This window comes from Sphaerotilus sp., from assembly GCF_034519685.1.
Taxonomy (GTDB): Bacteria; Pseudomonadota; Gammaproteobacteria; order Burkholderiales; family Burkholderiaceae_C; genus Sphaerotilus.
The window spans coordinates 1,004,777-1,026,207 of sequence record NZ_JAXHOF010000006.1 but is presented as its reverse complement, the minus strand read 5'-3'; the positions used below and the strand labels follow the sequence as shown (position 1 = coordinate 1,026,207).

The window sequence follows — 21,431 nt, the reverse complement described above, 5'->3', positions numbered from 1 at the left end:
GGCGGACTTTCATGGCGCAGGCGCAGCATCGTGCTGGTCCACCTCGGCCAGCACCGGCGAGCCCATCGCCTGCACGGCACTGGCCCAGCGGGTCGACATGCGCGCATCGACCACGCCCAGGTCCGACTCCACCAGGCACCCGCCCCGCTCGATGTGGGTGTCGGCGACCAGCTTGGCCCCCCGCGCCTCGACCGCATCGGCACAGCCGTCGGCGATCAGCGCCAGATCCTCGGGATGCACCTTCACCGTGATGTGGCGCGCCGACAGCAGCACCTCGGCCAGTGCCTCCTGCGTCACCTCGACCACCAGCGTCGCGCTGGTCTTCAATTCATGGCGCACCACCTGGCGGGCCATCTGCATCGCGATGCCCGCCAGGCGCCGGGCCAGCGCATGCTCCAGTCCGTCCAGACCTTGCTGGAACTGCGCCAGCAGCGCGGCCACCGGCGCGCCGACCTCGCTGGCCTGCTGGCGGCGAAAGGCGTCGAGCGCTTCCCGGGCCTCGGCCTGCATCGCCTGGGTGGTTTCGTCGCGGCCGAGCTGGCGACCTTGCTCGAAGACTTCCGCAAACCGCGCCTGCAGCTGTGCCTGACGCGCAGCGCGCACGGTGGCGGGGTCGACCGGCGGCGGAGCGGGTTCGGCCTGCGCGGCAGCGCTGGCCGACGCCTCCTTGCGGCGCTGGGCATCCAGACTGTCGGGCACCCAGGCCACAGCCGAGCCCAGTTCCTCGCGCGGGATGAAGCGGGCATAGGTCGGCGCCGCAGGACGCAGCAGGCCCTCCGGCAGGTCCACCCGCGGCACCCGCTCGTGTCGCTCCAGCCGGGCCTCGAAGCGGTTCGGCGGCTCCCGTCGAGGGGCCTCAGAGGAACTGGCCATCGCCCCCTCCGCTCATGGCAATCTGCCCATCGTCCGAGAGACGGCGCACCACGGCCAGGATCGCCTTCTGCTCGGCCTCCACCTCGGCCACACGGACCGGGCCGCGCGAGGCGAGGTCTTCGCGCAGCATCTCGGCCGCACGGCTGGACATGTTGCGGAACACCTTCTCGCGCAGCTCCTCGGTCGCCCCCTTGAGCGCCACCAGCAGCGACTCGCTCTGGACTTCCTTCAGCACGGTCTGGATGCCACGGTCGTCGACCCGCATCAGGTCGTCGAAGGTGAACATGTTGTCCGTGATCTTCTGGGCCAGTTCCACATCGGTGCTGCGGATGTACTCGAGCACCGACGTCTCCACCGCCGTGCCCATGTGGTTGAGCACTTCGGCCGCGGTCTTGATGCCGCCCAGATTGGACTTGCTGCCGCTCGCCCCTCCCGCGAGCACCTTGGACAGCACTTCGCTGAGTTCCTGCAGGGCCGCCGGCTGCACGCCATCGAGCGTGGCCAGACGGATCATCACCTCGTTGCGCTGCGCCTCCGGGAAACGCCGCAGCACGGCACTGACCTGGTCCGGCTCCAGATGGACAAGGATCACCGCCACGATCTGCGGATGCTCCAGGCGCAGCAGCTCGGCCACCGTCACCGCGTCCATCCACTTCAGGTTCTCGATGCCGGGCGCGTCGTCGGTGCCGATGATGCGGTCGAGCAGCAGCTTGGCCTTGTCGTTGCCCAGCGCGCGGTGCAGGACGTTGCTGACGTAGTCGTCGGTGTCCAGCCCCAGCTCGATCAGCCCCTCTTCCTCCACCTGCTCCTCGAAGCGCACCAGCACCCGCTCATAGCGGTCGCGCGAGATCGACTTGGTGCGGGCGATCTTCTCGCCCAGGCTTTGCACTTCCTTGGGCGTGAGGTGGCGAAACACGTCCGCTGCGCCCTCCTCGCCCATCGAGATCAGCAGGATTGCTGCATCTTCCAGGCCCTGGTCATCCATGCATCGCCTCTCAGTCCGCTTCCTTGCCATTGGCCCAGCCGCGCAGGATGCGCGCGACCGAAGCCGGATTTGTCCGCACCATCTGGCGCACGGCCTCCAGGCGCTTGTCCGATTCGCTCAGTTCCACCACAGGTGCGGGCAAGGCGACCAGCGCATCCCCACCGCTCAGTGCAGGCAGATCGGTCACGTCGTCGACCACGGTGTTGAGCTGGCCCGTCAGCTTGGCGGTCTCGAGTTCCTTGTCCACCCGGATGTCGCGCAGCACTGGACGGATCACGCCGAACACCAGCGCCAGCCCGAGCAGCCCCAGCACCAGCGGCACCGCCAGCGTACGCACCATCTCCAGGGTCTCAGGCTGTTTCCACAGCGGCAGCGGTTCGAGCTTGTCCTGTGTGGGGGCACGGAATGGCGCATTGATCACCTTGACCGAGTCGCCACGCTCCTTGGAGAACCCGACGGTCTCCTGCACCAGCGCCACCAGCTTGTCGATCTCCTCGGGCGCCAGGGGCTGGGACTGGGTCTGGCCCTTCTTGTCGGTGGTGCTGCGGTGGTTCACCACCACCGCCACCGTCAGGCGACGGACCCCGCCCGTGGCAGCGCGGACAACCCGCACGGTCTTGTCGATCTCGTAGTTCGTCACCGCGTCGCGACGCCCCCCGGCGCCCAGCGCCCCACCCTGCCCCGCCTGCGCGGTCTGCAAGGTCTGCGCTGCGCCATTGATGGGCGCGGAGGCGGCGGCCTGCGGCTGGTTGGTCGCGGCACCCGGCACGCCGCTGGCCAGCAGGCCACCCGCCCCGCCTGCGCCGTTTTCCGACACCTGGGCGCTGCGCACGGCGGCCGGCACTCCGCCCTGGTTCGGCTTGAATTCTTCGGTGGTCGATTCGGATTGCGAGAAATCCAGCTCGGCCGTCACCTGCGCGCGCAGGTTGTCCCGGCCGACGATGGGCTCCAGGATATCGAGAATGCGCTTGGTGTAGAGCGCCTCGACACGCGCCACATGCTGCACCTGGTTCGAGTCCAGCCCGCCGCCTGCGCCGTCGCCGCTGTCGGACAGCATCGCGCCCGACTGGTCGAGCACGCTCACCGACTTCGGGCTCAGCTCTGGCACGCTGGCCGACACCAGGTGCACGATGCCGGCGATCTGGGCGCGTTCGAGTGTCTGGCCGCCATACAGCGTCAGCAGCACCGAGGCGCTGGGCTTCTGCTGGTCGCGGAAGAAACCGTTCTGGTTCGGCAATGCCAGGTGGACACGGGCCGACTCGACGGCCGACAGCGCGGTGATCGAGCGCACCAGTTCGCCCTCCAGTCCGCGCTGGAAGTTCAGCCGCTCCTGGAACTGGGTCGTGCCGAAGCGGGCGTTGTCCATCAGCTCGAAGCCGACGGTCGAGCCCTTGGGCAACCCCGTCTGCGCCAGTTTCAGGCGCACATCGTGCACCTGGTCTGCCGGCACGAGCACGGCGCCACCGCCCTCGCTGAAGCGGTAGGGCACATTCATCTTGGACAGCTGCGCCACGATGGCACCGCCGTCCTTGTCGTTCAGGTTGGAGAACAGCACCCGGTAATCCGGGCGCGAACTCCACACCGCCGACAGACCGACGAGGGCCAGAAACAGCAACAGGCCGCCCGCGAGCAAGGCCTTGCGCATCGGGGGCAAGGCGGAGAAACGCTCCGCCAGACGTGCCACGCCAGCTCCGGGAGCCGGCGGTGCCGCAGTCAGGGTGGTCGAGCTGGAGAGGTCCATGTCCAATCGGTCGTTACACGCTGCCCAAACGGTCGCGCTGGGATTGGATTATTCGAGCGCCGCTCTGCGCCGAAGCTGAAAACAGGCAACCGATCCACGCACTCTTCCGTCCATCCCGTACGCCCCGGTTCCCTAGGATGGCGAAGCTGTGGAGGACCCCTCATGGACATGAAGCTCAAACCCTTCGACTTCGCCCAGGCCGTCGCGCGTGCCGGCATGACCGGGCTGGCCGGACTGGGATCGACGCCGTCGACACCGGCCGTGGAAGGCCGCTCGGGCGGCTTTTCGGAAGTGTTCACGCAGGCGCTGCGCAACGTCAGCGGCGTGCAGCGAGAAGCGCAGGCCCTGCAGCGCGAGGTGACGCTGGACAACCCGAAGGTCAGTCTGGAAGAGACGATGGTGGCGATGCAGCGCTCCAACATCGGCTTCCAGGCGGCCATGCAGGTGCGCAACCGGCTGGTGCAGGCTTACAGCGATGTGATGAACATGCAGGTCTGAACGACCCACGCGCAGACCACACCCCAAACAAGAAGCCCCCGGCGTCTCGACAACGCCGGGGGCTTCTTGCTTCGGGGCTGCAGCGCGGCGGTGCCGATGCCGCTGCGTTCAGAGCGTCAGCAGCCGGTGGCGCTTCTGCGTATGGTCGAGGTAGCGCAGCAGGTCGCGCTGCGCTCCGGGGCTCAGGTCCACCAGTTCGCAGCCGATGCGGCGGTACTGGGTCGGCGAGAGCCCCACCTCCGAGATGTGCATCACCCGCAGCGTCACATGCAGCCAGGTCGATGCGTCCAGCTCGATCACCACCTCCGGCAGCAGCTGCCCGCTGCGGAACAGGTTCAGCTCCTCATTGAGCATCAGCGCCACGCCGGTGTTGCTGATGTCGATGACGCGCAAGTCGATCTGGCGGCGCGCCAGGTCCGGGTGGCTCAGCACGGCATGCGGTTGCGACCGACCGGCCGGCCGCACCCGATAGGCATGCCGGCGCTGGAAGCGGTAGACCTCGCGCGGGTACTGGGCATTGAAGGCGCTGGCGCTGCGGCCATGCACCAGCACCAGGTCGTTGAGGTCGAACTGCACTTTGACGCTGTCCAGATAACCCGTGGCCATCACCTCGTGCGACTCGGCCAGGCGCTGCACCGCGTCATCGCGCGGGTCGGCAGCGAACACCAGCACGCCGCGCTGCGGGTCTTCTGCCCACAGCGAAGTGGCGTAGTGCAGACCATCCGGCGTGGTCAGCGACAGCGGCACATCGCCATCGACGAATTGCTTGAGCAAGGCCCGGATCTCCACCAGCGTGCGCACGCGGTGCTCGCTGACATCGAAAGGGGCATCGGTGGCGCTCGCGCTGGAAGCGTTTGAAGAGACAGTGGGGGAAGTCATCCGGATGGCTCCTGCCAGGATTCGTCAGGCTCGGTTGAACGCAAAGCGCAAGGGCCCAGGATTCAGTGGAGGGTGCTGCGGGGAGGGCCGGCCGCCAGCATGCTGTCGAGGTCCTCCAGCCACGGCTCCGCCAGCATCCGGATCTCGGCATCGTTGAGCAGGATGCGCTGCATGATGCGGGACTTCATCTGCACCTCCTCGCTGGGCAGACGGTCCTGGCCAGCCGCGTGCTTGAGCTGCGAGATCAGCACCGCGCAGGCTCCTTCGAGCTTGACGACCCGGTCCCAGTTGCCCACGCGGGCGGCTTCCAGCATGTCGAGACTGGCCTGCTCGATGGCCTCGTAGTACTGCAACAGGGTGCTCTTGCGCAGCGGGGGGCTGTGCTGTGTGCGGGCGGTGGCGGCTTTGGACATGTTGGACCCAGTTTCTCTACTTCAGTACCACGGGACAGGCGGGTCGAGCGCCCGGGCTCAGGCCGCTTCCTGGTGTGCAAGCTTTGCGCCGATCGCTGCCCAGGCATCGCGCAGGGGACGGATCAGGCGCTCGACCTCGTTGAGCAGCGCCGGGTCGTTGCGCAGGTTGCTGCGGGTGAGCTGGACCACGGCGTAGCGGTAGAGGTTGCGCAGATTCAAGGCGATCTCGCCACCAGACACCATGTCGAGCCCGGCGATCAGCCCCTCCTCCAGGATGCGCACCGCCCGGGTGATCTGCGCACACTTCTGCTCGATCACACCGCCCGCCATCGCCAGCCGGGCACGCCCGACCGATTCGAGAAAGCCGTCGTAGAGCATCAGCACGAGGTGGTGCGGCGAAGCCGTCGCGACGCTCGTTTCCACGCCGATCTGCCGATAGGCATTGGCGAAATGCTGCGGACGGTTGAACGGGGTGGACATGGCGCTGTTGAACATGCGATGGCTTCGGTTGGAGGAGGTTGCCGACTTGGGGGGGCGGTGTCTTTGGCTTATCGACGGAGCGCCGCGGGGACTTGAGATCGGATGCGTGCTGAGAACAACTCAGTCCGTCACTGGCTCGGCCGCCAGCGGTGCCGGGGGCAGTCCGGCATCCTGGCGCGCCACCATGCGCAGCACGAGACGCTCGAAATCCTGCGCGAAGCGGCGGCCATCGAACAGCGGTGACTGGGTGCGGCCGAGCGCCAGACGGGACTTGATCGCCCGGTAGGCGCCCGGATCCTGCGCCAGGGCCACCGCTGACTGGACGTACTGGTCGATGTCGGTGCAGGCCAGCTCGGGCAAGTCCAGCGCATGGAGCAGGCTGCCAGCCACCCGCGAGGCAAAGCTCTGGCCCATCAGCGCCAGCACTGGCACGCCCGCCCACAGCGCATCACTGGCGGTGGTGTGGCCGCCGCAGGGGAAGGTGTCGAGACACAGGTCCGCCAGTGGCAACCGCGCACGGTGCAACTCGCCCGAGACAAAGGGCGCGAAGACCAGCCGCTGCGGATCCAGACCGTGCTGCAACGCGGCCGCTCGCAGTTGCTCGCGGGCCGGCTGTTGCTGCACCAGCAGCCAGAGCACGGCGCCAGGTGTGGCCACCAGGATCTGGCACCAGGCGGCAAAGACCTCCGGCACGATCTTGTAGGACATGTTGAAGCTGGCGAACACGAAGGTGGCGTCTTCGGGCAGGCCACATTGCTGGCGCGTGGCCGGGTTCGGTCGGGTACGGGTGCTGTCGTTGGGCTGGTAGCAATGCGGCATCTGCGCCAGGCACTCGGTGAAGTGCGGCTGGGCCTCCAGCGGCGTGGTGACGGGGTCCCCGATGAAGTAGTCCAGGCTGGGGGCGCCGGCCGTCCCCGGGAAACCGAGCCAGGCCACCTGCAGCGGCGCGGGACGGTGCGCCAGCACATCCATGCGCGAGCCGAGCGTGTAGCCCTTCAGATCCAGCAGCACGCCGATCTGGTCCTCACGGATCCGGGCGACCAGTTGCGCGGTGGAAAGATCCGCGGTCTCCGTCCAGCGTGTCGCCGTCCGCTGCACACGGGCCCGCAGCGCGGAGTGGTCATCGGGTCCGCCGGAATAGAAATACAGCTCGAAGCGGTCGCGATCGACGCTTTCCAGAAACTCGGCCATCAGGATGCTGGTGGCGTGGACATGGAAATCGCTCGACATCAGTCCCAGGCGCAGCTTGCCTCCCGGACGTGGCACCTTCAGGCTGGTGCGGTGTCGCTCGGGCTGCAGGCCTGCGCAATGCTCCTGGTAGGTCAGGCGCGCGGCCCAGTGCAGGATCTCGGGATCATCGGTGAGGGTGATCAGCGGGAACGGGCTCTTGCCCGTCACCGGCCGCTGGCGCGTCGATTCCACATGGGCGATGCACAGGCGCAGGCGCTCGAAGTCGTCGGCGAGCCCTTGCCAATCGCAGGCCCAGGAACTGGCGTGCGCCGCGCACAGGGCTGCACCGAAATCCAGCGGGTTGTCGTCGAGCAGCATGCGGTAGCACCACGCCGCCTCGGCATGCCCACCAAATTTCATCAGCCCGTGGCCCATGCCCTGCAGGGCCTGCTTTTTCATGACCGGATCGTTCGCGGCCAGGGCCAGCGCGCAGGAACACGAACGGACAGTGCTCTCGAAATCCAGCAACGCCAACTGCGCCTTGGCCTTGGCGAGATGCCACTTCCCGCTGCGCGCGACCTCCGCCTGCAAACCGTCCAGCACCACCAGCGCCTCGGCATGCCGGTGGGATTCCAGCAGAAAATCGGCCAGCAGCTGACACACCTCGGCATCGCCCTGGTGGAGTTGCCAGGCACGGTTCAGGTGCTGGATGGCCAGCTCCGGCTGCCCGAGCCTGTGCTCGCATTGCGCCAGCAGCAGCCAGTGCAGTGGCTGGCGTGGTTCGGCACGCGCGGCCTTGAGAAACTGGTCCCGTGCCGCTGCGGCCTGCCCCTTGCGGAGAAACTCCTTGCCCCGGATACCGGCGCGGCGCGCCAGGTCGCTCTCGCCTCTGGACACAGCGGAGCTGGGCGGTGCAATGCGTGCGGCGGTGGTGGCAGTCATGGTGGAAACGCAGCCTGGAAAAGCGAAAGTGGGGACGAGTCTAGAACCCGCCCCCACCCGCCATCGCCGGAAAAAGTCCGCGCCAGACGCCCGTTTGCTTACCCGTAGAGCTGTCGGATCAGGAGGTTCACGGAGTTGCCCGTCGCCGTGATGCCCGACATCCGCTGGTCCAGCGCGTCATATTGTTTGCGCAGGCGCGCCTCGACGCTCTGGTAGCGCGTGTCGAGGGTGTCCTGCCGGTCCGTGATGCGGCGCAGCTGGCTTTTCAAGCCCCCGGTGCGGGTTTCCAGCGGTCCGTCCGTGCCTTGGGCAGCATCGGCGAAGGCTCGGAACCGCTTCATGAATCCGGTCAGCGCGGTGGAATCTCCGGTCCCCCCACTGTTCAACAGGGCCTTGACCTGGGAAGGGTTGGCCAATGCATCGTCGAGCTTGGATGCCTTCAATTCCAGGCGCCCCGTGGCATTGAGCGTCAGCCCGATGTCCGACAGGCGTTTCAGCGAGCCGCTGCCTGCGCCGGCAAACTCATCGTGGAGCAGCGACTGCATCTTGTTCAGCAGCCCGATGGCGGTGCGATCGGACTGCAGTTTGCCGGCCGTCTTGGTGGCTGCGTCGTATTTGGTTTCCGTCTTGACCTGGTCGACCATGGCGTTGTAGGCCGACATGAATTCGTTGACCTTGGTCTTGACGTCGGAAAAGTCCGCCACCACCGACATCTCCACCGCGCTGGAGGTGGTCTTGTTGAGCTTGATCGACAGACCTTCGATCACGCCATCGAGCGTATTGGAGGCTGAATTGATCGAGATGCCGTTGACCACGGCGCGGGCGTTGCGGGCACTCTGGCTCAACGCCATCGGCGAGGACGGGACCGTGGCATCAAAGGCCAGCGCTGACAGACCGGTGGCGGCATTGCCGTCGTCGCTGGTTTCGCTGACCGAGACGCGGAAGGCGTTTTCTTCGCCGGTCGCCGTCGAGCGCAGCGTCAGACGTGCACCCGAGGCGTCGGTGACGATGCCGGCGGTCACACCGGCCGCCGCCGCATTGATCTTGTCGCGGATCGAACCCAGCGAGATGTCGCCCGAGCCGATCGAGATGGTGATGCCGGAGGTGCCGGACTTGGCGGTGAAGGCGGTCGGCGGCGCGCCCCCCGTCCAGTTGCCGATGTCGATCGTCAGCGTGCCCTCGGACAAGGTCGAGCTGCTGGAGGCAAAGGCTGTGCTACTCACCGTCTGCGCTGCGGCCAGCGCATCGACCTGCAAGGAGTGGGAGCCGGCCACACCGTTCTTGCCGCTGACCGAACTCACGGTGGCAACCGTCGGATCTGTCAGTGTCGTCGTGGTGTTGCCCCACAGCGACGTCGAGTTGAACGCTGCCGCCTTGTCCCGCAGCGAGCCCAGCGCGTTCTGGATCTTGCCGAAGGACGAGATCTTCGCGTTGATCGACGATTCCTCCTTCTTGAGGGCGATCAGCGGTTGTTTCTCGATCGTCATCAGCTGGCTGATGATGGACGAAACGTCCAGGCCGCTGCCCAGACCGGATGAGGTGACTGAACCCATGAGACAAACTCCTCAAGCACCGAAGCGCAAACACGGCTGGGCCGGTCTGCGCACGATGCGTCAACTTGACTTGACAGATGAACGGGGCGAAAAAATCCGAGGATTGGTCCCGCCTCGGCCTATTGCACTTCGGTGTCGATCAGCGCAGCAGCGACATGACCTGCTGCGGGGCCTGGTTGGCCTGCGCCAGCATCGCGTTGCCCGCCTGCTGCAGCACCTGGGCCCGCGACATGTTCGATGTCTCCACCGCGAAGTCCGCGTCCACGATGCGCCCCTTGGCCGCCTGCAGGTTTTCCGACGTCGTGCTCAGGTTCGCCACCACGCTCTCGAAACGGTTCTGCACCGAGCCCAGGTTCGAGCGGGCCGACGTCACTTCGTCGATCGCCGCGTCCAGGTTCGTCATGCGGGCCAGCGCCTCGGCCGACGAGGTGATGCCACCGGCCAGCGCAGCCGTCATGCCGGTGCCGGCCGTCATGTCGGTCAGACTGACCGTGATGGCGTCGGTGGCCACGGCGTCGGCGCCGACCTGGAAGGCCATGTCACCCGCCGAGGCGTTGAGCAGACTGTTGCCGTTGAACTTGGTCCCTTCCAGCACACGGGTCACTTCGGAGGCCAGCGCCGTGTATTCCTCGTTCAGATTGGCGCGGTCGCTGGAGCTGTTGGTCGAGTTGGACGACTGCACCGCCAGTTCACGCATGCGCTGCAGCGATTCACCGATCTTGCCCAGTGCACCTTCCGCCGTCTGCGCCATCGAGATCGCATCGTTGGCATTGCGCCCCGCCACTGCCATGCCACGAACCTGTGAAGTCATGCGCTCGGCGATGGCCAGACCCGCCGAGTCGTCCTTGGCCGAGTTGATGCGCAGACCGGTCGACAGGCGCTGCATCGAGGTGCTGAGCGAACCTTGGCTGATGCCCAGGGCGCGCTGCGCCGTCAGCGAGGACATGTTGGTGTTGATGGTCGAGGCCATGGCGAACTCCATTCGAAACGAAATCTGTTGAGCGGGGCCCCTTTCCCACTGGGTGGGTGCCCTATCGGCCCTGCAACGTATCGCTGGGGCCTTGAGATGGTTTTCGTATCAGGCAGGTGAAACTTGAGTGGAGTACAGCGAAATAGCCAGACTATGTCCGCCAGTTTCGCCCCGTAGCCGCCACTTCTCCACAAACCAGAATGCGCAGACACGGACATGCCGTGTCTGCGCATCAAAGCGTCCAGTGTGCGGTCGTGGCGGGCGGTGCGCGGCGTCAAACGCCCGGTACAGCCCGCACGCCGTGGTCAGCGCAGCAGCGACATGACCTGCTGCGGGGCCTGGTTGGCCTGCGCCAGCATCGCGTTGCCCGCCTGCTGCAGCACCTGGGCCCGCGACATGTTCGACGTCTCCACCGCGAAGTCCGCGTCCAGGATCCGCCCCTTGGCCGCCTGCAGGTTCTCCGACGTCGTGGCCAGGTTCGCCACCACGCTCTCGAAGCGGTTCTGCACCGAGCCCAGGTTCGAGCGGGCCGACGTCACTTCGTCGATCGCCGCGTCCAGGTTCGACATCGTCGCCAGCGCGACGGCGGCAGTCGAAATGCTTCCCGTGGTGCCCGCAGTGTCGAGCACCAGCGCCATGCCGGTTCCGCCAGAGATATCGGTCAGGTTCACGGTGATCGCATCGGTGGCCACGGCATCGGCGCCGACCTGAAACGCCATGCCGGTGTCCGTGTTCAGCAGGTTGTTGCCGTTGAACTTGGTGCCGTCGATGACGCGGGTCACTTCCGCTGCGAGGGCGGTGTATTCCTCGTTCAGGTTGGCACGGTCGCTGGTGCTGTTGGTCGAGTTGGACGACTGCACCGCCAGTTCACGCATGCGCTGCAGCGATTCACCGATCTTGCCCAGCGCACCTTCCGCCGTCTGCGCCAACGAGATCGCGTCGTTGGCGTTGCGGCTGGCAACGGCCATGCCCTTGACCTGGGAGGTCATGCGCTCGGCGATGGCCAGACCTGCCGAATCGTCCTTGGCCGAGTTGATGCGCAGACCGGTCGACAGGCGCTGCATCGAGGTGCTGAGTGAGCCTTGGCTGGCGCCCAGGGCACGCTGAGCCATCAGCGAGGACATGTTGGTGTTGATGGTCGTTGCCATGGCGAACTCCGTTCTGGATCAATGCAAATTCTCTTGTGCGGGCGGCCGCCACCCAGGCGGGCACCCTGTCGGCCTTGCGACGTGACGTCCGGGCCTTGGGATGGTTTTCGTACTCGGGTCGGCGAACTTGAATGCAAAAAACGGAAAAACTGGACGCCAAAACTGGGGCTTTTCTGTATTCGGAAGCCAAAACGACTGTGCGCAGACACGGGCAAGCCGTGTCTGCGCACAGGGAGGTCTGCGGGTACGGAACGGCGACCGCTCCGTACCCGCACGTTCGGTCAGCGCAACAGTGACATGACCTGCTGCGGGGCCTGGTTGGCCTGCGCCAGCATCGCGTTGCCCGCCTGCTGCAGCACCTGGGCCCGCGACATGTTCGACGTCTCCACCGCGAAGTCCGCGTCCACGATGCGCCCCTTGGCCGCCTGCAGGTTTTCCGACGTCGTGCTCAGGTTCGCCACCACGCTCTCGAAACGGTTCTGCACCGAGCCCAGGTTCGAGCGGGCCGACGTCACTTCGTCGATCGCCGCGTCCAGGTTCGACATCGTCGCCAGTGCGGCAGCAGAGGTGGAGATGCCTGCCGCGGCACCCGTGATCACGGCGTCCATGCCCGTGCCCGCAGAGATATCGGTCAGGCTGACCGTGATGGCGTCCGTGGCCACGTTGTCGGCACCGACCTGGAAGGCCATGTCGGTCGCCGAGGCGTTCAGCAGGTTGTTGCCGTTGAACTTGGTGCCGTCGATGACGCGGGTCACTTCCTTGGCCAGAGCCTGGTACTCCTCGTCCAGATTGGCACGGTCGCTGGAGCTGTTGGTCGAGTTGGACGACTGCACCGCCAGTTCACGCATGCGCTGCAGCGATTCACCGATCTTGCCCAGCGCGCCTTCCGCCGTCTGCGCCAGCGAGATCGCGTCGTTGGCGTTGCGGCTGGCAACGGCCATGCCCTTGACTTGAGCGGTCATGCGCTCGGCGATGGCCAGACCTGCCGAGTCGTCCTTGGCCGAGTTGATGCGCAGACCGGTCGACAGGCGCTGCATCGAGGTGCTGAGCGAACCTTGGGTAGAGCCCAGGGCACGCTGAGCCGTCAGCGAGGACATGTTGGTGTTGATGGTCGAGGCCATGGCGAACTCCATTCGAAACGAAATCTGTTGAGCGGGGCACCGTATTCGGGTGCCCTGTCGACCCTGCGACTTGACGTCTGGGCCGTGCACTGGTTTTCGAACTGCACCGAGCTAACTTGAGCCGCAAACAAGAAAAAACTTCTCGCCCACAAAGCCACTTTGTCAACAAGAGGACCAAACGGTACCGAGCCCAAACCGTAAAAACACCTCCTCAAGTGATAAAACACGGGGAGGTAGACAACGGAGACCCCTTTCATGCTCAACATCGTCGTGGCCCGTCGGGGAGAAGACATGCGATGGGTCGATGACCTGCCGGATCACTGCACGGTCACGGTCTACACCGACGATGCCTCCCAGGGCGTGCCACTGGACGTGACACGGCACATCGAACTGGTGCGGCTGCCCGGCCAGCACACCACTGGCGAGCTGTACCTGGCCCACCTGAAGCGTCCGGCACGTGGTGCGCCCGAAGGCTTCACCGTGTTCTGCCCAGGAGATCCACTGGCGGTCTGTCCGGCATTCTTCGCGCTGCTGGACAGCACCATGCTCTGGGGCGAGGTGCAACCACTGTCGCAGTTGCCTGCCGGACAGGGCAGCGAGACCGCCAGCCCGGCCCGGGACTGGCGGGCCGAGCTACCGGTGTCGCCGGTGCGTTTCGACCTGCGCAGCTGGGCACCACTGGGCACCTTCGACAAGGTGATGTACCGCGCCCAGCAGCGCTACCGCCAGACACACCAGTTGCTCGACCACCACCACCCCGGCGCGCACTTCTTCGAGGCCTGTCAACTCGGGGCCATGGCGCAGGCAGTCAGCGAACACGACCTGGGCGTGCGCGACAGCGGCTTGCTGTTCGCGGTGCAGCGGTCACGCATCACCGCATGGCAAGCGGCACACGGACCGGCGTTGCCGCAGATCTGCAGCTGGCTGCGACAGGATCCCGTGCACGGCCGCATCTGGGACCAGTTCTGGTTGCACCTGTTCGGTCTGCCCTTCGTGCGGCTGAATGCGCTGACCACGCCTGCCTCCATGCAGTTCGAGGAAGACGACGACGCCCCGGAAGACTTCTCGCTCAGCCGCGCCTTGGCCACCATCGACGACACGCTGGCGCGCCTGGCGCCGCCGCCATTGACCCGCGCCAGCGATCGCCGTCCCTCGGCCCTGCAGGTGGCGCGGGCCATCGCCGCCGCACAGGCGCGGCACGCGCCCACGCCATCCCCCGGAGCCAGCCAGGAACTGACCGACCTGTCCGAACGGGCCGCACAGGCCTTCCGCCTGGGGGATCTGCAGTACGCCATCGCCTGCGCCCGGCTGGCGCTCAAAATCGAGGCAGATCACACGGCAAGCCGGTTCACGCTAGCCATGGCGCTGGCCGCGCAGGGCAGCCGCGAAGAAGCGCTGGAACAGTTCGAGCACCTGCTGCAGACCGGCGCGTCGGCGTCGGACGGAATCCGTGTGCCGGAACGCACGACATCGACCGCCCGCCCGCAGTGATCCGTGCAAACGTGCCAGGCGAGGATGACAGCCTGTAGGAATTTGCCTGACACGCTACAAGAGTTTCGGGGACTCAAGGCACGGAAGAGGGCTGATGTTCCCGCCCAGTTCATGTCATCAGAATCGACTCCATCGACAACGCCTCGCCGACCCGATCCAGGCAGCGAAGCCCACCCAGACCGACGATCGACAGGAGCCCCGACATGAACACCGAACAGATCCTCTCCGAAATCCGCGAAGCCAATCTGTCCTACCTGATGCTGGCGCAGAGCCTGATCCGCGCCGACCGCGAGCAGGCGCTGTTCCGTCTGGGCGTGTCGGAAGAAACCGCCGCCATCCTGGAGATGCTGTCGCCGGCCCAGATGCTGAAGATCGCCGCGGGCAACACGCTGCTGTGCCGCATGCGTGTCGACGACGATCTGGTGTGGAGCCTGCTGACCAACCACGGCAAGAGCGCCGCCAACGACGGCGTGTCCCGTCTGCACGCCAGCATCCTGATGGCCGGCCGCCACCAGGAAGCCGCCTGAGCCACGCCGATCCAGCACGCGACGACACACCGGGGAAGACCACCATGAAGAACAAGAGCATCCTGACCGAGGCACGGCAGATCGAACGTGCCGTCACGCTGATCAAGCTCGGCGCACGCCTGCAGGTGCTGGAGTCGGAGACGGACCTGTCCTACGAGCGCCTGCTGCGCCTGTACAAGGAAGTCGCCGGCAAGTCGCCGAGCAAGGGCCAGCTGCCCTTCTCCACCGACTGGTTCATGACGTGGCAGCCCAACATCCATGCGTCGCTGTTCCTCAACACCCATGAATACCTGAACAAGGTGGCCGAACTCGAAGAGATCGACACCGTGATCAAGGCCTACCAGCTCTATCTGGAGCAGACGCAGGCCCAGAACCTGGAGCCGCTGCTCTCCGTCACCCGCGCCTGGCGCCTGGTGAAGTTCGTCGACAACGGCATGCTGACGATGACGAAATGCTCCAAGTGCGGCGGCCATTTCGTCACCCATCCGCACGAGATCTCCAAGCACTTCGTGTGCGGCCTGTGCAACCCGCCGGCGCGTGCCGGCAAGGGCAAGGCCAGTGGGTCGCTGCAGCTGCATTGAATTCCCCCGATACCGCTCCTGGTGTTTTGACACGGACCCCAAGGCGTCAAGCCGGGGTCCGTTTTTTATTGCGGTCCGCGATCGCTGCACCGCTGGGCCAGCACCACCGAAGTCGTAATTTCATACGAGAAATTCCGGCAAGTTCAGTGTTCTTTTCAGATCTTGGCCTAGCGCACCGGGACTCACCATGACCACTGGTCTGCACGGCCCGTTCCGGTCATTCGAGAAAAACCACATCCATCATGGCAACGATCAATTCCCGAACGTTGAAGCTCTACATCGATTCGACGTCCATGTCGTTGGCACATCAGATGGCCGATCTGGTCAGGCACGCCAGCGACCCGCATTGCATCAAGTTGATCACCTGGCTGCGACTGCCGCTGACGGAACAGCAACTGAAGCAGCATCAGGCACTGTATGTCCCCCAGATGGCAGCCATCAGTCCGGATTTCATCAATCTAGCCTGCAAGATCATCCGGGATCACCGCATCACCCGCCTCAATATCCATTCGAACCAGACCCATGCCTGGCGCGGCGTCTTTCCGTTATTGCGCGCAATCCGTCAACTGAAAATTGATGAGGCGCTCGACATCACACTCGATCTGTACGATGACGGCACGCTGAGCCTCATGCAGCGCGAGCAACTGAAATGCCTGCCAACTCTGGAACAGGACGTCGTGAAGGCTGCGCAGGCACTGAAAATCGCGCTGAGCGGTGGCGGATCCGTCCAGTCCGACCCGACACAAAGCCATGCCTGGCACCTTCTCTATCCCACCCGATACCACGTTTTCCGTCTGAGCGCGTTATCGGACACGGTACAAGGCCGTCATCTGCGCGACTGGCTGGCACCTCACGCCACCGAAATGCAGTTCTCGGCATTTCCGGTTGACCTCACCGACGATCAGCGCAGCCTCTACCTCACCCTTTTTGGTCTAACCGAAGCAATACGAGAATCCCTGCACCGATTCGCCCAGGAAGAAACCTCCTTCCTTTACACCGGCACCGGGAGCTGGGACCGGGGCATGCATGACGAGCTTTGCCGACGCCAGGTCAGGGCCATCGGCGCCCTGCACGCGCAGAAGCGACTGTCCTGCGACATGCAAATAGCCTACAAGGGCCACCCGGCCAACCGGGCAAACGACGCCGACATCCTGAAGGCCCTGGGCGGTCAGGCAGTGCCCTATCCCCACCAGATACCCCTCGAAGTCCTGTCGATTGCCGGACTGCTGCCCCGGCGCGTCGGTGGCGTTCTCAGCAGTTCCAGCCTCAACATCAAGCCGGAAAGGATCGCTTTCATCCTGTACAACGACCGCGCCGAGGAACGGTACAGCGACACCTCACTCGCGAATCTCGTCAAGAAACTGGACCTCGTGCCGGCAGACCGAATGCTGCCGCTGATGGCGAAAGAAGTGCCAGACTCGAAACCACTCGTCGTCCGCGAAACCCCGCAGGGAGCTGCACTGTCATGACCCGGAACACCACGGCGCTGGTCACGGGGGCGGATGGATTCATCGGCTCCCATCTCACCGAAATGCTCGTCCGGGAAGGCTACCGGGTTCGGGCCCTGTCCCAGTACAACTCGTTCAACAGCTGGGGCTGGCTGGAAGATGTCGACTGTCGGCGGGACATCGAGGTGGTCTGCGGCGACATTCGCGACCCGCACTACTGTCAGCACATCACCAAGGGGGTCGACATTGTCTTCCACCTGGCCGCGCTGATCGCGATTCCCTATTCCTATGTCGCGCCGGACAGTTATGTCGACACCAATGTGAAGGGCACACTCAATATTTGCCAGGCCGCCCGGGACAACGCGGTGAAACGCATCATCCACACCTCGACCAGCGAGGTGTACGGGACCGCGCAGTATGTCCCGATGGACGAAAAACACCCGCTGCAACCACAGTCACCTTACAGCGCCTCCAAGATCGGCGCCGACGCGATGGCGATGAGTTTCTTCAACGCCTTCGATCTGCCCCTGACCATCGCACGCCCCTTCAATACCTACGGCCCACGCCAGTCCGCTCGCGCCGTGATTCCGACCATCATCAGCCAGATTGCCGCGGGCAAGCGGCAGATTCACCTCGGCGATGTCACTCCGACCCGGGACTTCAATTACGTGACCGACACCTGCCGGGGTTTTCTGGCGTTGGCGCGTTGCGACAGGGCCATCGGCGAAACAGTGAACATCGGATCCAACACCGAGATTTCGGTGGGTGACACGCTGCACCTAATCCGCGAACTGATGGGCAGTGATGTCGAGTTCATTTCCGAAACCCTGCGCTTGCGTCCGGGTCGGTCAGAAGTATTCCGACTGTGGTGCGACAACCAGAAGATTCGCGCACTGACGGGTTTCGAGCCGCGTGTCGTCATTCGCGAAGGTCTGGCAGCCACCATCGAGTGGCTCACCCGACCCGAGAACCTCGCCCGGTACAAGGCGGATCTCTACAACGTCTAGCCCGCCGACCGACGTCACACCGCCATGTTTGATTCCCTGATCAGCTTTGTTCGCGAGCTACCGCACCGACGTTCAACCGCTTCACGCGCCCGTGTTTTCGGGGCGTGAGCAAGTATTCTCGCAGCATTAATCCACCTTCGTTCGACGTCGGCGCCTTCGTGGACCGGTTCGAATCCGACATCGCGGCCTACACGCGCAGCCCGCAAGCGGTGGCCACGGTCAACGGCACGGCCGCGCTGCACATCGCGCTGAAACTGGCTGGCGTCAAACCGGGTCACCTGGTCATCACCCAGCCGCTCACGTTTGTCGCCACCTGCAATGCCATCACCTATTGCGGCGCAGAGCCTGTGTTTGTCGATGTGGACCGCCACACCCTCGGCCTGTCACCCACCGCCCTCGAACACTGGCTCGACCAGCACGCCCTCCTCGACGAGTCCGGTCGGTGCGTGACCCGGGCGGACAAGCGGGTGATCAGCGCCTGCGTGCCAATGCACACGTTCGGACACCCCGTCGACCTGGACGGGCTGATGGCAGTGTGCGGGCGCTGGCATCTGACGATGGTCGAAGACGCCGCGGAGTCGCTCGGCAGCCGCTACAAGGGCCGCCACACCGGAACGTTCGGCGCACTCGGCACCCTCAGCTTCAACGGCAACAAGATCATCACCACCGGCGGCGGCGGCATGATCCTCACCGACAAGACCCTCGGCCGACGGGCACGGCACCTCACCACCACGGCCAAGAAGCCCCACGCCTTCGAATACGTGCATGACGAGGTGGGCTACAACTACCGCCTGCCCAATCTGAACGCCGCCCTCGGCTGCGCCCAGCTCGAACGACTGGACGATTTCATCGCCGCCAAGCGTGCCCTGGCCGACCGCTACGCCGCGTATTTCCAGGGCAGCCCCCTGCAATTCATCACCGAGCCTGCCGGGTGCCGGTCCAACTACTGGTTGAACGCGGTGATCTGCGAGGACCGGCCCATGCGGGACGTGCTGCTCAAGGCGACCAATGACCAAGGCGTGATGACCCGCCCGGTCTGGACGTTGATGAATCAGCTCCCGATGTACGCCCATTGCCGCCGAGGCGAACTGGGCAATGCCACCTGGCTGGAAGCGCGCGTGGTCAATCTGCCCAGTGGTCTGCAGGGCGCACGAGCATGAAGCGCCGCGTCGCCGTGTTCACGGGCACCCGGGCCGAATACGGACTGCTCTACTGGCTGATGAAGGACATCCAGGCCAGCGAAGCACTGGCGTTGCAGGTCATCGTCAGCGGGATGCACCTGTCTCCTGAATTCGGAGGCACCTGGCAACAGATCGTGGCCGACGGTTTTCCGGTGGACGCCAAGGTCGAGATGCTGCTCTCCTCCGACACGCCGGTGGGCGTGGTGAAGTCCATGGGCCTCGGCATGATAGGTTTTGCTGATGCCCTTGACCGCCTGCGTCCTGACCAGCTGCTGGTGCTCGGCGATCGCTTCGAGGCACTCGCAGTAGTCCAGGCCGCACTCGTCATGTCGATCCCCGTCGTCCACCTGCACGGCGGCGAGATCACAGAAGGCGCCTACGACAACACCATTCGCCATGCCATCACCAAGATGGCCAGCCTGCACTTCACCGCGGCCGAACCCTACCGCCAGCGGGTGATCCAGATGGGCGAAGCACCCGACACGGTCTTCAATGTGGGGGCGGTTGGCCTCGACCACCTGCGGCGCAGCACCTCAATGGGCCTGGACGAACTCTCGCGCAGCCTCGGCTTCAAACTGCGCCAACCCTATTCTTCCGTACCACCCGGCACACTGGCCGCGGAAGACCCGGAATCAGCGTCCGGGCCATGCTGGCAGCGCTGGACATTCCCCGGCCATCAGGTGGTGGCGGACATACCCCAATGCCGACACGGCGGTCGGGTCATCATTCCGGTCCTGGAGGACCACGCCCGCAGCCCGACCGTGGCTGGTCGTTCCGGCCCTTGGCTTCCGGCGCTACCTGTCGGCGCTCAGCGGGGCAGCTGCGATGGTCGGCAACTCCTCCAGCGGGATCATCGAGGCACCGGCATTTGGCGTGCCGACAGTCAACCTCGGCGCCCGCCAACTTGGCCGCCTGGCAGCCGATTCGGTGCTGCACTGCGCACCCACGGAAACTGCTATTGCCGAGGCGATCACCACCGCCGTTTCGCCCGACTTCGCTGCCCGCTGCAAAAGCGTGGTCAACCCCTACGGCCAGGGCGATGCGGCCGGCCGGATCGTGCGTGTCCTCGAAACCCACGTCGGCCGTCTCACCAAGCACTTCCACGACATGGGGCCGCGGCCATGAACACCAATGGCGTCTACATCATTGCCGAAGCCGGCGTGAACCACGACGGTCAACGCGACCGAGCCTTTGCCCTGGTGGACGCCGCCGCACAGGCGGGTGCCGATGCGGTCAAGTTCCAGACCTTCGATGCGGCCCGGCTCGCCTCAAAGAGCGCCCCCAAGGCCAGCTACCAGAAGCAGCACACCGACGCCGCGGAAAGTCAGCTGGCCATGCTCAAGCGGCTTGAGCTGCCCCGCGACTGGCACGCCGGGCTGCAGTCCCACGCACGGCAGCGGGGCATCCGTTCCTGTCCACCGCGTCGACACCGACAGCCTAGCCTTCCTGGCCGGACTGGACATGCCCTTGTACAAGTGTCCTCCGCACTACCAACGGCCCCTGCTTGCAGTTCGCGCGCACCTGCAAGCCGCTGGTGCTGTCACCGGCATGGCGACCCTGTCGGAGGTGGAGCAGGGGCTGGCCGTCGTGGCCCACGCCCTCAACGCCGCACACGAGCCGACCGGCCTGGACGACGTCTGGCGGGGCTGGAGCCGCGCCGACTGGCGCGCGGTCCTGCGGGGACACGTGACGCTGCTGCATTGCACCTCGCAGTACCCGACGCCGATGGCCGAGGTGAACCTGCGCGGCATGGACACGCTGGCCGACGCCTTCGGTCTGGACGTGGGGTATTCGGACCACACCGAGGGCATCCTGATCCCCGTGGCGGCCGTGGCCCGTGGCGCCCGGGTGACGAAAACATTTCACCCTCGACCGCCTACTGCCGGGCCCCGACCACCACGCCTCGCTGGAGCCGGGCGAACTCGCACAGATGGTGCGCGAGGTCCGAGCACTGGAGACCGCGCTCGGCACCGGTCACAAGGCCCCCCAGCCCAGCGAATGGGACACCCGCCGGGCGGCGCGCCAGCAGGTGGTGGCCGCGCGGAACCTCGCCGCAGGCACGGTGCTGACCCGCGCAGACCTCATGACCGCCCGTTGCGGCCACGGGCTGCCGGCGAGCGAACTGTGGGCGCTGGTGGGCCGGACGCTGGAACACCCGCACGCGGCCGGGGACGTGGTGATCACATGAACCCCGCCGTCACCCCCCGCACCGGTCTCCCCCTGATCCTGCTCGGAGCGGGTGGCCACGCCCGCGTCCGGCACGCGCTGGCTGCCGCGGCGGGCCAGACGGTCATCGGGCTGTGCGGCCCCGGTCCGGCCGGCCTCGGCCAGACGCGGTGGCATGCGGCGCCCGAGCTCGGCGGGGACGGCGCGCTGGCCGAGCCGACCGGCCAGCGGCGGCCTGCAGAACGGTCTGGGACAAC

The 21,431-nt window shown here is 65.7% G+C and carries 20 protein-coding genes and 3 pseudogenes; 12 read left to right on the top strand and 11 right to left on the bottom strand.

The features are described from left to right. Positions 1-9 precede the first annotated feature (9 nt). The 3 genes from U5O44_RS15785 to fliF are packed head-to-tail and all read right to left on the bottom strand — an operon-like array spanning position 10 to position 3,599. Positions 10-873, bottom strand: a complete 864-nt coding sequence (locus U5O44_RS15785) for a FliH/SctL family protein (RefSeq protein WP_322589375.1) — start codon at positions 871-873, stop codon at positions 10-12. Continuing rightward, complete coding sequence (gene fliG, locus U5O44_RS15780; RefSeq protein WP_322589374.1) at positions 857-1,858, bottom strand: flagellar motor switch protein FliG; 1,002 nt, start codon at positions 1,856-1,858, stop codon at positions 857-859. The genes U5O44_RS15785 and fliG overlap by 17 nt, the downstream gene beginning before the upstream one ends. A 10-nt stretch (positions 1,859-1,868) precedes the next feature. Beyond that, positions 1,869-3,599: a flagellar basal-body MS-ring/collar protein FliF gene (gene fliF, locus U5O44_RS15775; protein WP_322589373.1), complete on the bottom strand. Its 1,731-nt coding sequence runs from the start codon at positions 3,597-3,599 to the stop codon at positions 1,869-1,871. 162 nt (positions 3,600-3,761) lie between these two features. Between fliF and fliE the strand changes: the two genes are divergently transcribed. After that, a complete protein-coding gene (gene fliE, locus U5O44_RS15770; protein ID WP_416222191.1) occupies positions 3,762-4,097 on the top strand; it encodes a flagellar hook-basal body complex protein FliE in 336 nt (111 codons plus the stop codon). A gap of 108 nt (positions 4,098-4,205) precedes the next feature. On the opposite strand, the gene U5O44_RS15765 is transcribed toward fliE, so the two are convergent. The 8 genes from U5O44_RS15765 to U5O44_RS15730 all read right to left on the bottom strand — a co-directional run bounded on the left by U5O44_RS15765 (position 4,206) and on the right by U5O44_RS15730 (position 12,773). Beyond that, positions 4,206-4,976: a flagellar brake protein gene (locus U5O44_RS15765; RefSeq protein ID WP_322589372.1), complete on the bottom strand. Its 771-nt coding sequence runs from the start codon at positions 4,974-4,976 to the stop codon at positions 4,206-4,208. A gap of 62 nt (positions 4,977-5,038) precedes the next feature. Further along, complete coding sequence (locus U5O44_RS15760) at positions 5,039-5,389, bottom strand: flagellar protein FliT (RefSeq protein ID WP_322589371.1); 351 nt, start codon at positions 5,387-5,389, stop codon at positions 5,039-5,041. A gap of 57 nt (positions 5,390-5,446) precedes the next feature. Next, a complete protein-coding gene (fliS, locus tag U5O44_RS15755) occupies positions 5,447-5,869 on the bottom strand; it encodes a flagellar export chaperone FliS (RefSeq protein ID WP_322589370.1) in 423 nt (140 codons plus the stop codon). 120 nt (positions 5,870-5,989) lie between these two features. Continuing rightward, on the bottom strand, positions 5,990-7,981 hold the full coding sequence (locus U5O44_RS15750; RefSeq protein ID WP_322589369.1) for an O-linked N-acetylglucosamine transferase, SPINDLY family protein: 1,992 nt from the start codon (positions 7,979-7,981) through the stop codon (positions 5,990-5,992). Positions 7,982-8,079: 98 nt separating this feature from the next. Beyond that, entirely contained in the window at positions 8,080-9,534 is a 1,455-nt protein-coding gene (fliD, locus tag U5O44_RS15745) for a flagellar filament capping protein FliD (protein WP_322589368.1), read from the bottom strand. A gap of 139 nt (positions 9,535-9,673) precedes the next feature. After that, a complete protein-coding gene (locus U5O44_RS15740; protein ID WP_322589367.1) occupies positions 9,674-10,504 on the bottom strand; it encodes a flagellin N-terminal helical domain-containing protein in 831 nt (276 codons plus the stop codon). Positions 10,505-10,809: 305 nt separating this feature from the next. Further along, positions 10,810-11,652 carry a flagellin N-terminal helical domain-containing protein gene (locus U5O44_RS15735; RefSeq protein ID WP_322589366.1) on the bottom strand — a complete coding sequence of 281 codons (843 nt, stop codon included), beginning with the start codon at positions 11,650-11,652 and terminating at the stop codon, positions 10,810-10,812. Between the two features lie 281 nt (positions 11,653-11,933). Further along, positions 11,934-12,773 carry a flagellin N-terminal helical domain-containing protein gene (locus U5O44_RS15730; RefSeq protein WP_322589365.1) on the bottom strand — a complete coding sequence of 280 codons (840 nt, stop codon included), beginning with the start codon at positions 12,771-12,773 and terminating at the stop codon, positions 11,934-11,936. Positions 12,774-13,028: 255 nt separating this feature from the next. Between U5O44_RS15730 and U5O44_RS15725 the strand changes: the two genes are divergently transcribed. The 11 genes and pseudogenes from U5O44_RS15725 to U5O44_RS23065 all read left to right on the top strand — a co-directional run bounded on the left by U5O44_RS15725 (position 13,029) and on the right by U5O44_RS23065 (position 21,196). After that, positions 13,029-14,264, top strand: coding sequence for a tetratricopeptide repeat protein (locus U5O44_RS15725; RefSeq protein ID WP_322589364.1), 1,236 nt, complete (start codon positions 13,029-13,031; stop codon positions 14,262-14,264). A gap of 203 nt (positions 14,265-14,467) precedes the next feature. Then, positions 14,468-14,791 carry a flagellar transcriptional regulator FlhD gene (flhD, locus tag U5O44_RS15720; RefSeq protein WP_179634154.1) on the top strand — a complete coding sequence of 108 codons (324 nt, stop codon included), beginning with the start codon at positions 14,468-14,470 and terminating at the stop codon, positions 14,789-14,791. A gap of 44 nt (positions 14,792-14,835) precedes the next feature. Continuing rightward, positions 14,836-15,372: a flagellar transcriptional regulator FlhC gene (gene flhC, locus U5O44_RS15715; protein ID WP_322589363.1), complete on the top strand. Its 537-nt coding sequence runs from the start codon at positions 14,836-14,838 to the stop codon at positions 15,370-15,372. 266 nt (positions 15,373-15,638) lie between these two features. Then, positions 15,639-16,841 (top strand): hypothetical protein, encoded by a 1,203-nt coding sequence (locus tag U5O44_RS15710; protein WP_322589362.1) that lies wholly within the window; start codon positions 15,639-15,641, stop codon positions 16,839-16,841. Next, the gene (locus U5O44_RS15705; protein ID WP_322589361.1) at positions 16,838-17,827 is read left to right on the top strand and encodes an NAD-dependent 4,6-dehydratase LegB; all 990 of its coding nucleotides are present in this window, start codon (positions 16,838-16,840) and stop codon (positions 17,825-17,827) included. The genes U5O44_RS15710 and U5O44_RS15705 overlap by 4 nt, the downstream gene beginning before the upstream one ends. Positions 17,828-17,931: 104 nt before the next feature. Then, positions 17,932-18,987 carry a LegC family aminotransferase gene (locus U5O44_RS15700; protein ID WP_322589360.1) on the top strand — a complete coding sequence of 352 codons (1,056 nt, stop codon included), beginning with the start codon at positions 17,932-17,934 and terminating at the stop codon, positions 18,985-18,987. Continuing rightward, positions 18,984-19,589 (top strand): annotated as a pseudogene (gene neuC / locus U5O44_RS23075) (UDP-N-acetylglucosamine 2-epimerase); the annotation flags it as partial. The gene U5O44_RS15700 and the pseudogene neuC, both read left to right, overlap by 4 nt. Further along, the gene (locus U5O44_RS15695) at positions 19,501-20,133 is read left to right on the top strand and encodes a UDP-N-acetylglucosamine 2-epimerase (protein WP_322589359.1); all 633 of its coding nucleotides are present in this window, start codon (positions 19,501-19,503) and stop codon (positions 20,131-20,133) included. The pseudogene neuC and the gene U5O44_RS15695, both read left to right, overlap by 89 nt. Beyond that, a pseudogene (locus U5O44_RS15690) lies at positions 20,130-20,357 on the top strand (N-acetylneuraminate synthase family protein); the annotation flags it as partial. The gene U5O44_RS15695 and the pseudogene U5O44_RS15690, both read left to right, overlap by 4 nt. Then, a pseudogene (locus tag U5O44_RS23070) lies at positions 20,260-20,799 on the top strand (N-acetylneuraminate synthase family protein); the annotation flags it as partial. The pseudogenes U5O44_RS15690 and U5O44_RS23070, both read left to right, overlap by 98 nt. A 142-nt stretch (positions 20,800-20,941) precedes the next feature. Next, on the top strand, positions 20,942-21,196 hold the full coding sequence (locus U5O44_RS23065; RefSeq protein WP_416222190.1) for an SAF domain-containing protein: 255 nt from the start codon (positions 20,942-20,944) through the stop codon (positions 21,194-21,196). The last annotated feature ends 235 nt before the right edge of the window (positions 21,197-21,431 follow it).

Bases quoted from the DNA above. Each gene is read 5' to 3' on its own strand.
- U5O44_RS15785 (WP_322589375.1), bottom strand. From the start codon at position 873: ATGGCCAGTTCCTCTGAGGCCCCTCGACGGGAGCCGCCGAACCGCTTC.
- fliG (WP_322589374.1), bottom strand. From the start codon at position 1,858: ATGGATGACCAGGGCCTGGAAGATGCAGCAATCCTGCTGATCTCGATG.
- fliF (WP_322589373.1), bottom strand. From the start codon at position 3,599: ATGGACCTCTCCAGCTCGACCACCCTGACTGCGGCACCGCCGGCTCCC.
- fliE (WP_416222191.1), top strand. From the start codon at position 3,762: ATGGACATGAAGCTCAAACCCTTCGACTTCGCCCAGGCCGTCGCGCGT.
- U5O44_RS15765 (WP_322589372.1), bottom strand. From the start codon at position 4,976: ATGACTTCCCCCACTGTCTCTTCAAACGCTTCCAGCGCGAGCGCCACC.
- U5O44_RS15760 (WP_322589371.1), bottom strand. From the start codon at position 5,389: ATGTCCAAAGCCGCCACCGCCCGCACACAGCACAGCCCCCCGCTGCGC.
- fliS (WP_322589370.1), bottom strand. From the start codon at position 5,869: ATGTCCACCCCGTTCAACCGTCCGCAGCATTTCGCCAATGCCTATCGG.
- U5O44_RS15750 (WP_322589369.1), bottom strand. From the start codon at position 7,981: ATGACTGCCACCACCGCCGCACGCATTGCACCGCCCAGCTCCGCTGTG.
- fliD (WP_322589368.1), bottom strand. From the start codon at position 9,534: ATGGGTTCAGTCACCTCATCCGGTCTGGGCAGCGGCCTGGACGTTTCG.
- U5O44_RS15740 (WP_322589367.1), bottom strand. From the start codon at position 10,504: ATGGCCTCGACCATCAACACCAACATGTCCTCGCTGACGGCGCAGCGC.
- U5O44_RS15735 (WP_322589366.1), bottom strand. From the start codon at position 11,652: ATGGCAACGACCATCAACACCAACATGTCCTCGCTGATGGCTCAGCGT.
- U5O44_RS15730 (WP_322589365.1), bottom strand. From the start codon at position 12,773: ATGGCCTCGACCATCAACACCAACATGTCCTCGCTGACGGCTCAGCGT.
- U5O44_RS15725 (WP_322589364.1), top strand. From the start codon at position 13,029: ATGCTCAACATCGTCGTGGCCCGTCGGGGAGAAGACATGCGATGGGTC.
- flhD (WP_179634154.1), top strand. From the start codon at position 14,468: ATGAACACCGAACAGATCCTCTCCGAAATCCGCGAAGCCAATCTGTCC.
- flhC (WP_322589363.1), top strand. From the start codon at position 14,836: ATGAAGAACAAGAGCATCCTGACCGAGGCACGGCAGATCGAACGTGCC.
- U5O44_RS15705 (WP_322589361.1), top strand. From the start codon at position 16,838: ATGACCCGGAACACCACGGCGCTGGTCACGGGGGCGGATGGATTCATC.
- U5O44_RS15695 (WP_322589359.1), top strand. From the start codon at position 19,501: ATGTGGGGGCGGTTGGCCTCGACCACCTGCGGCGCAGCACCTCAATGG.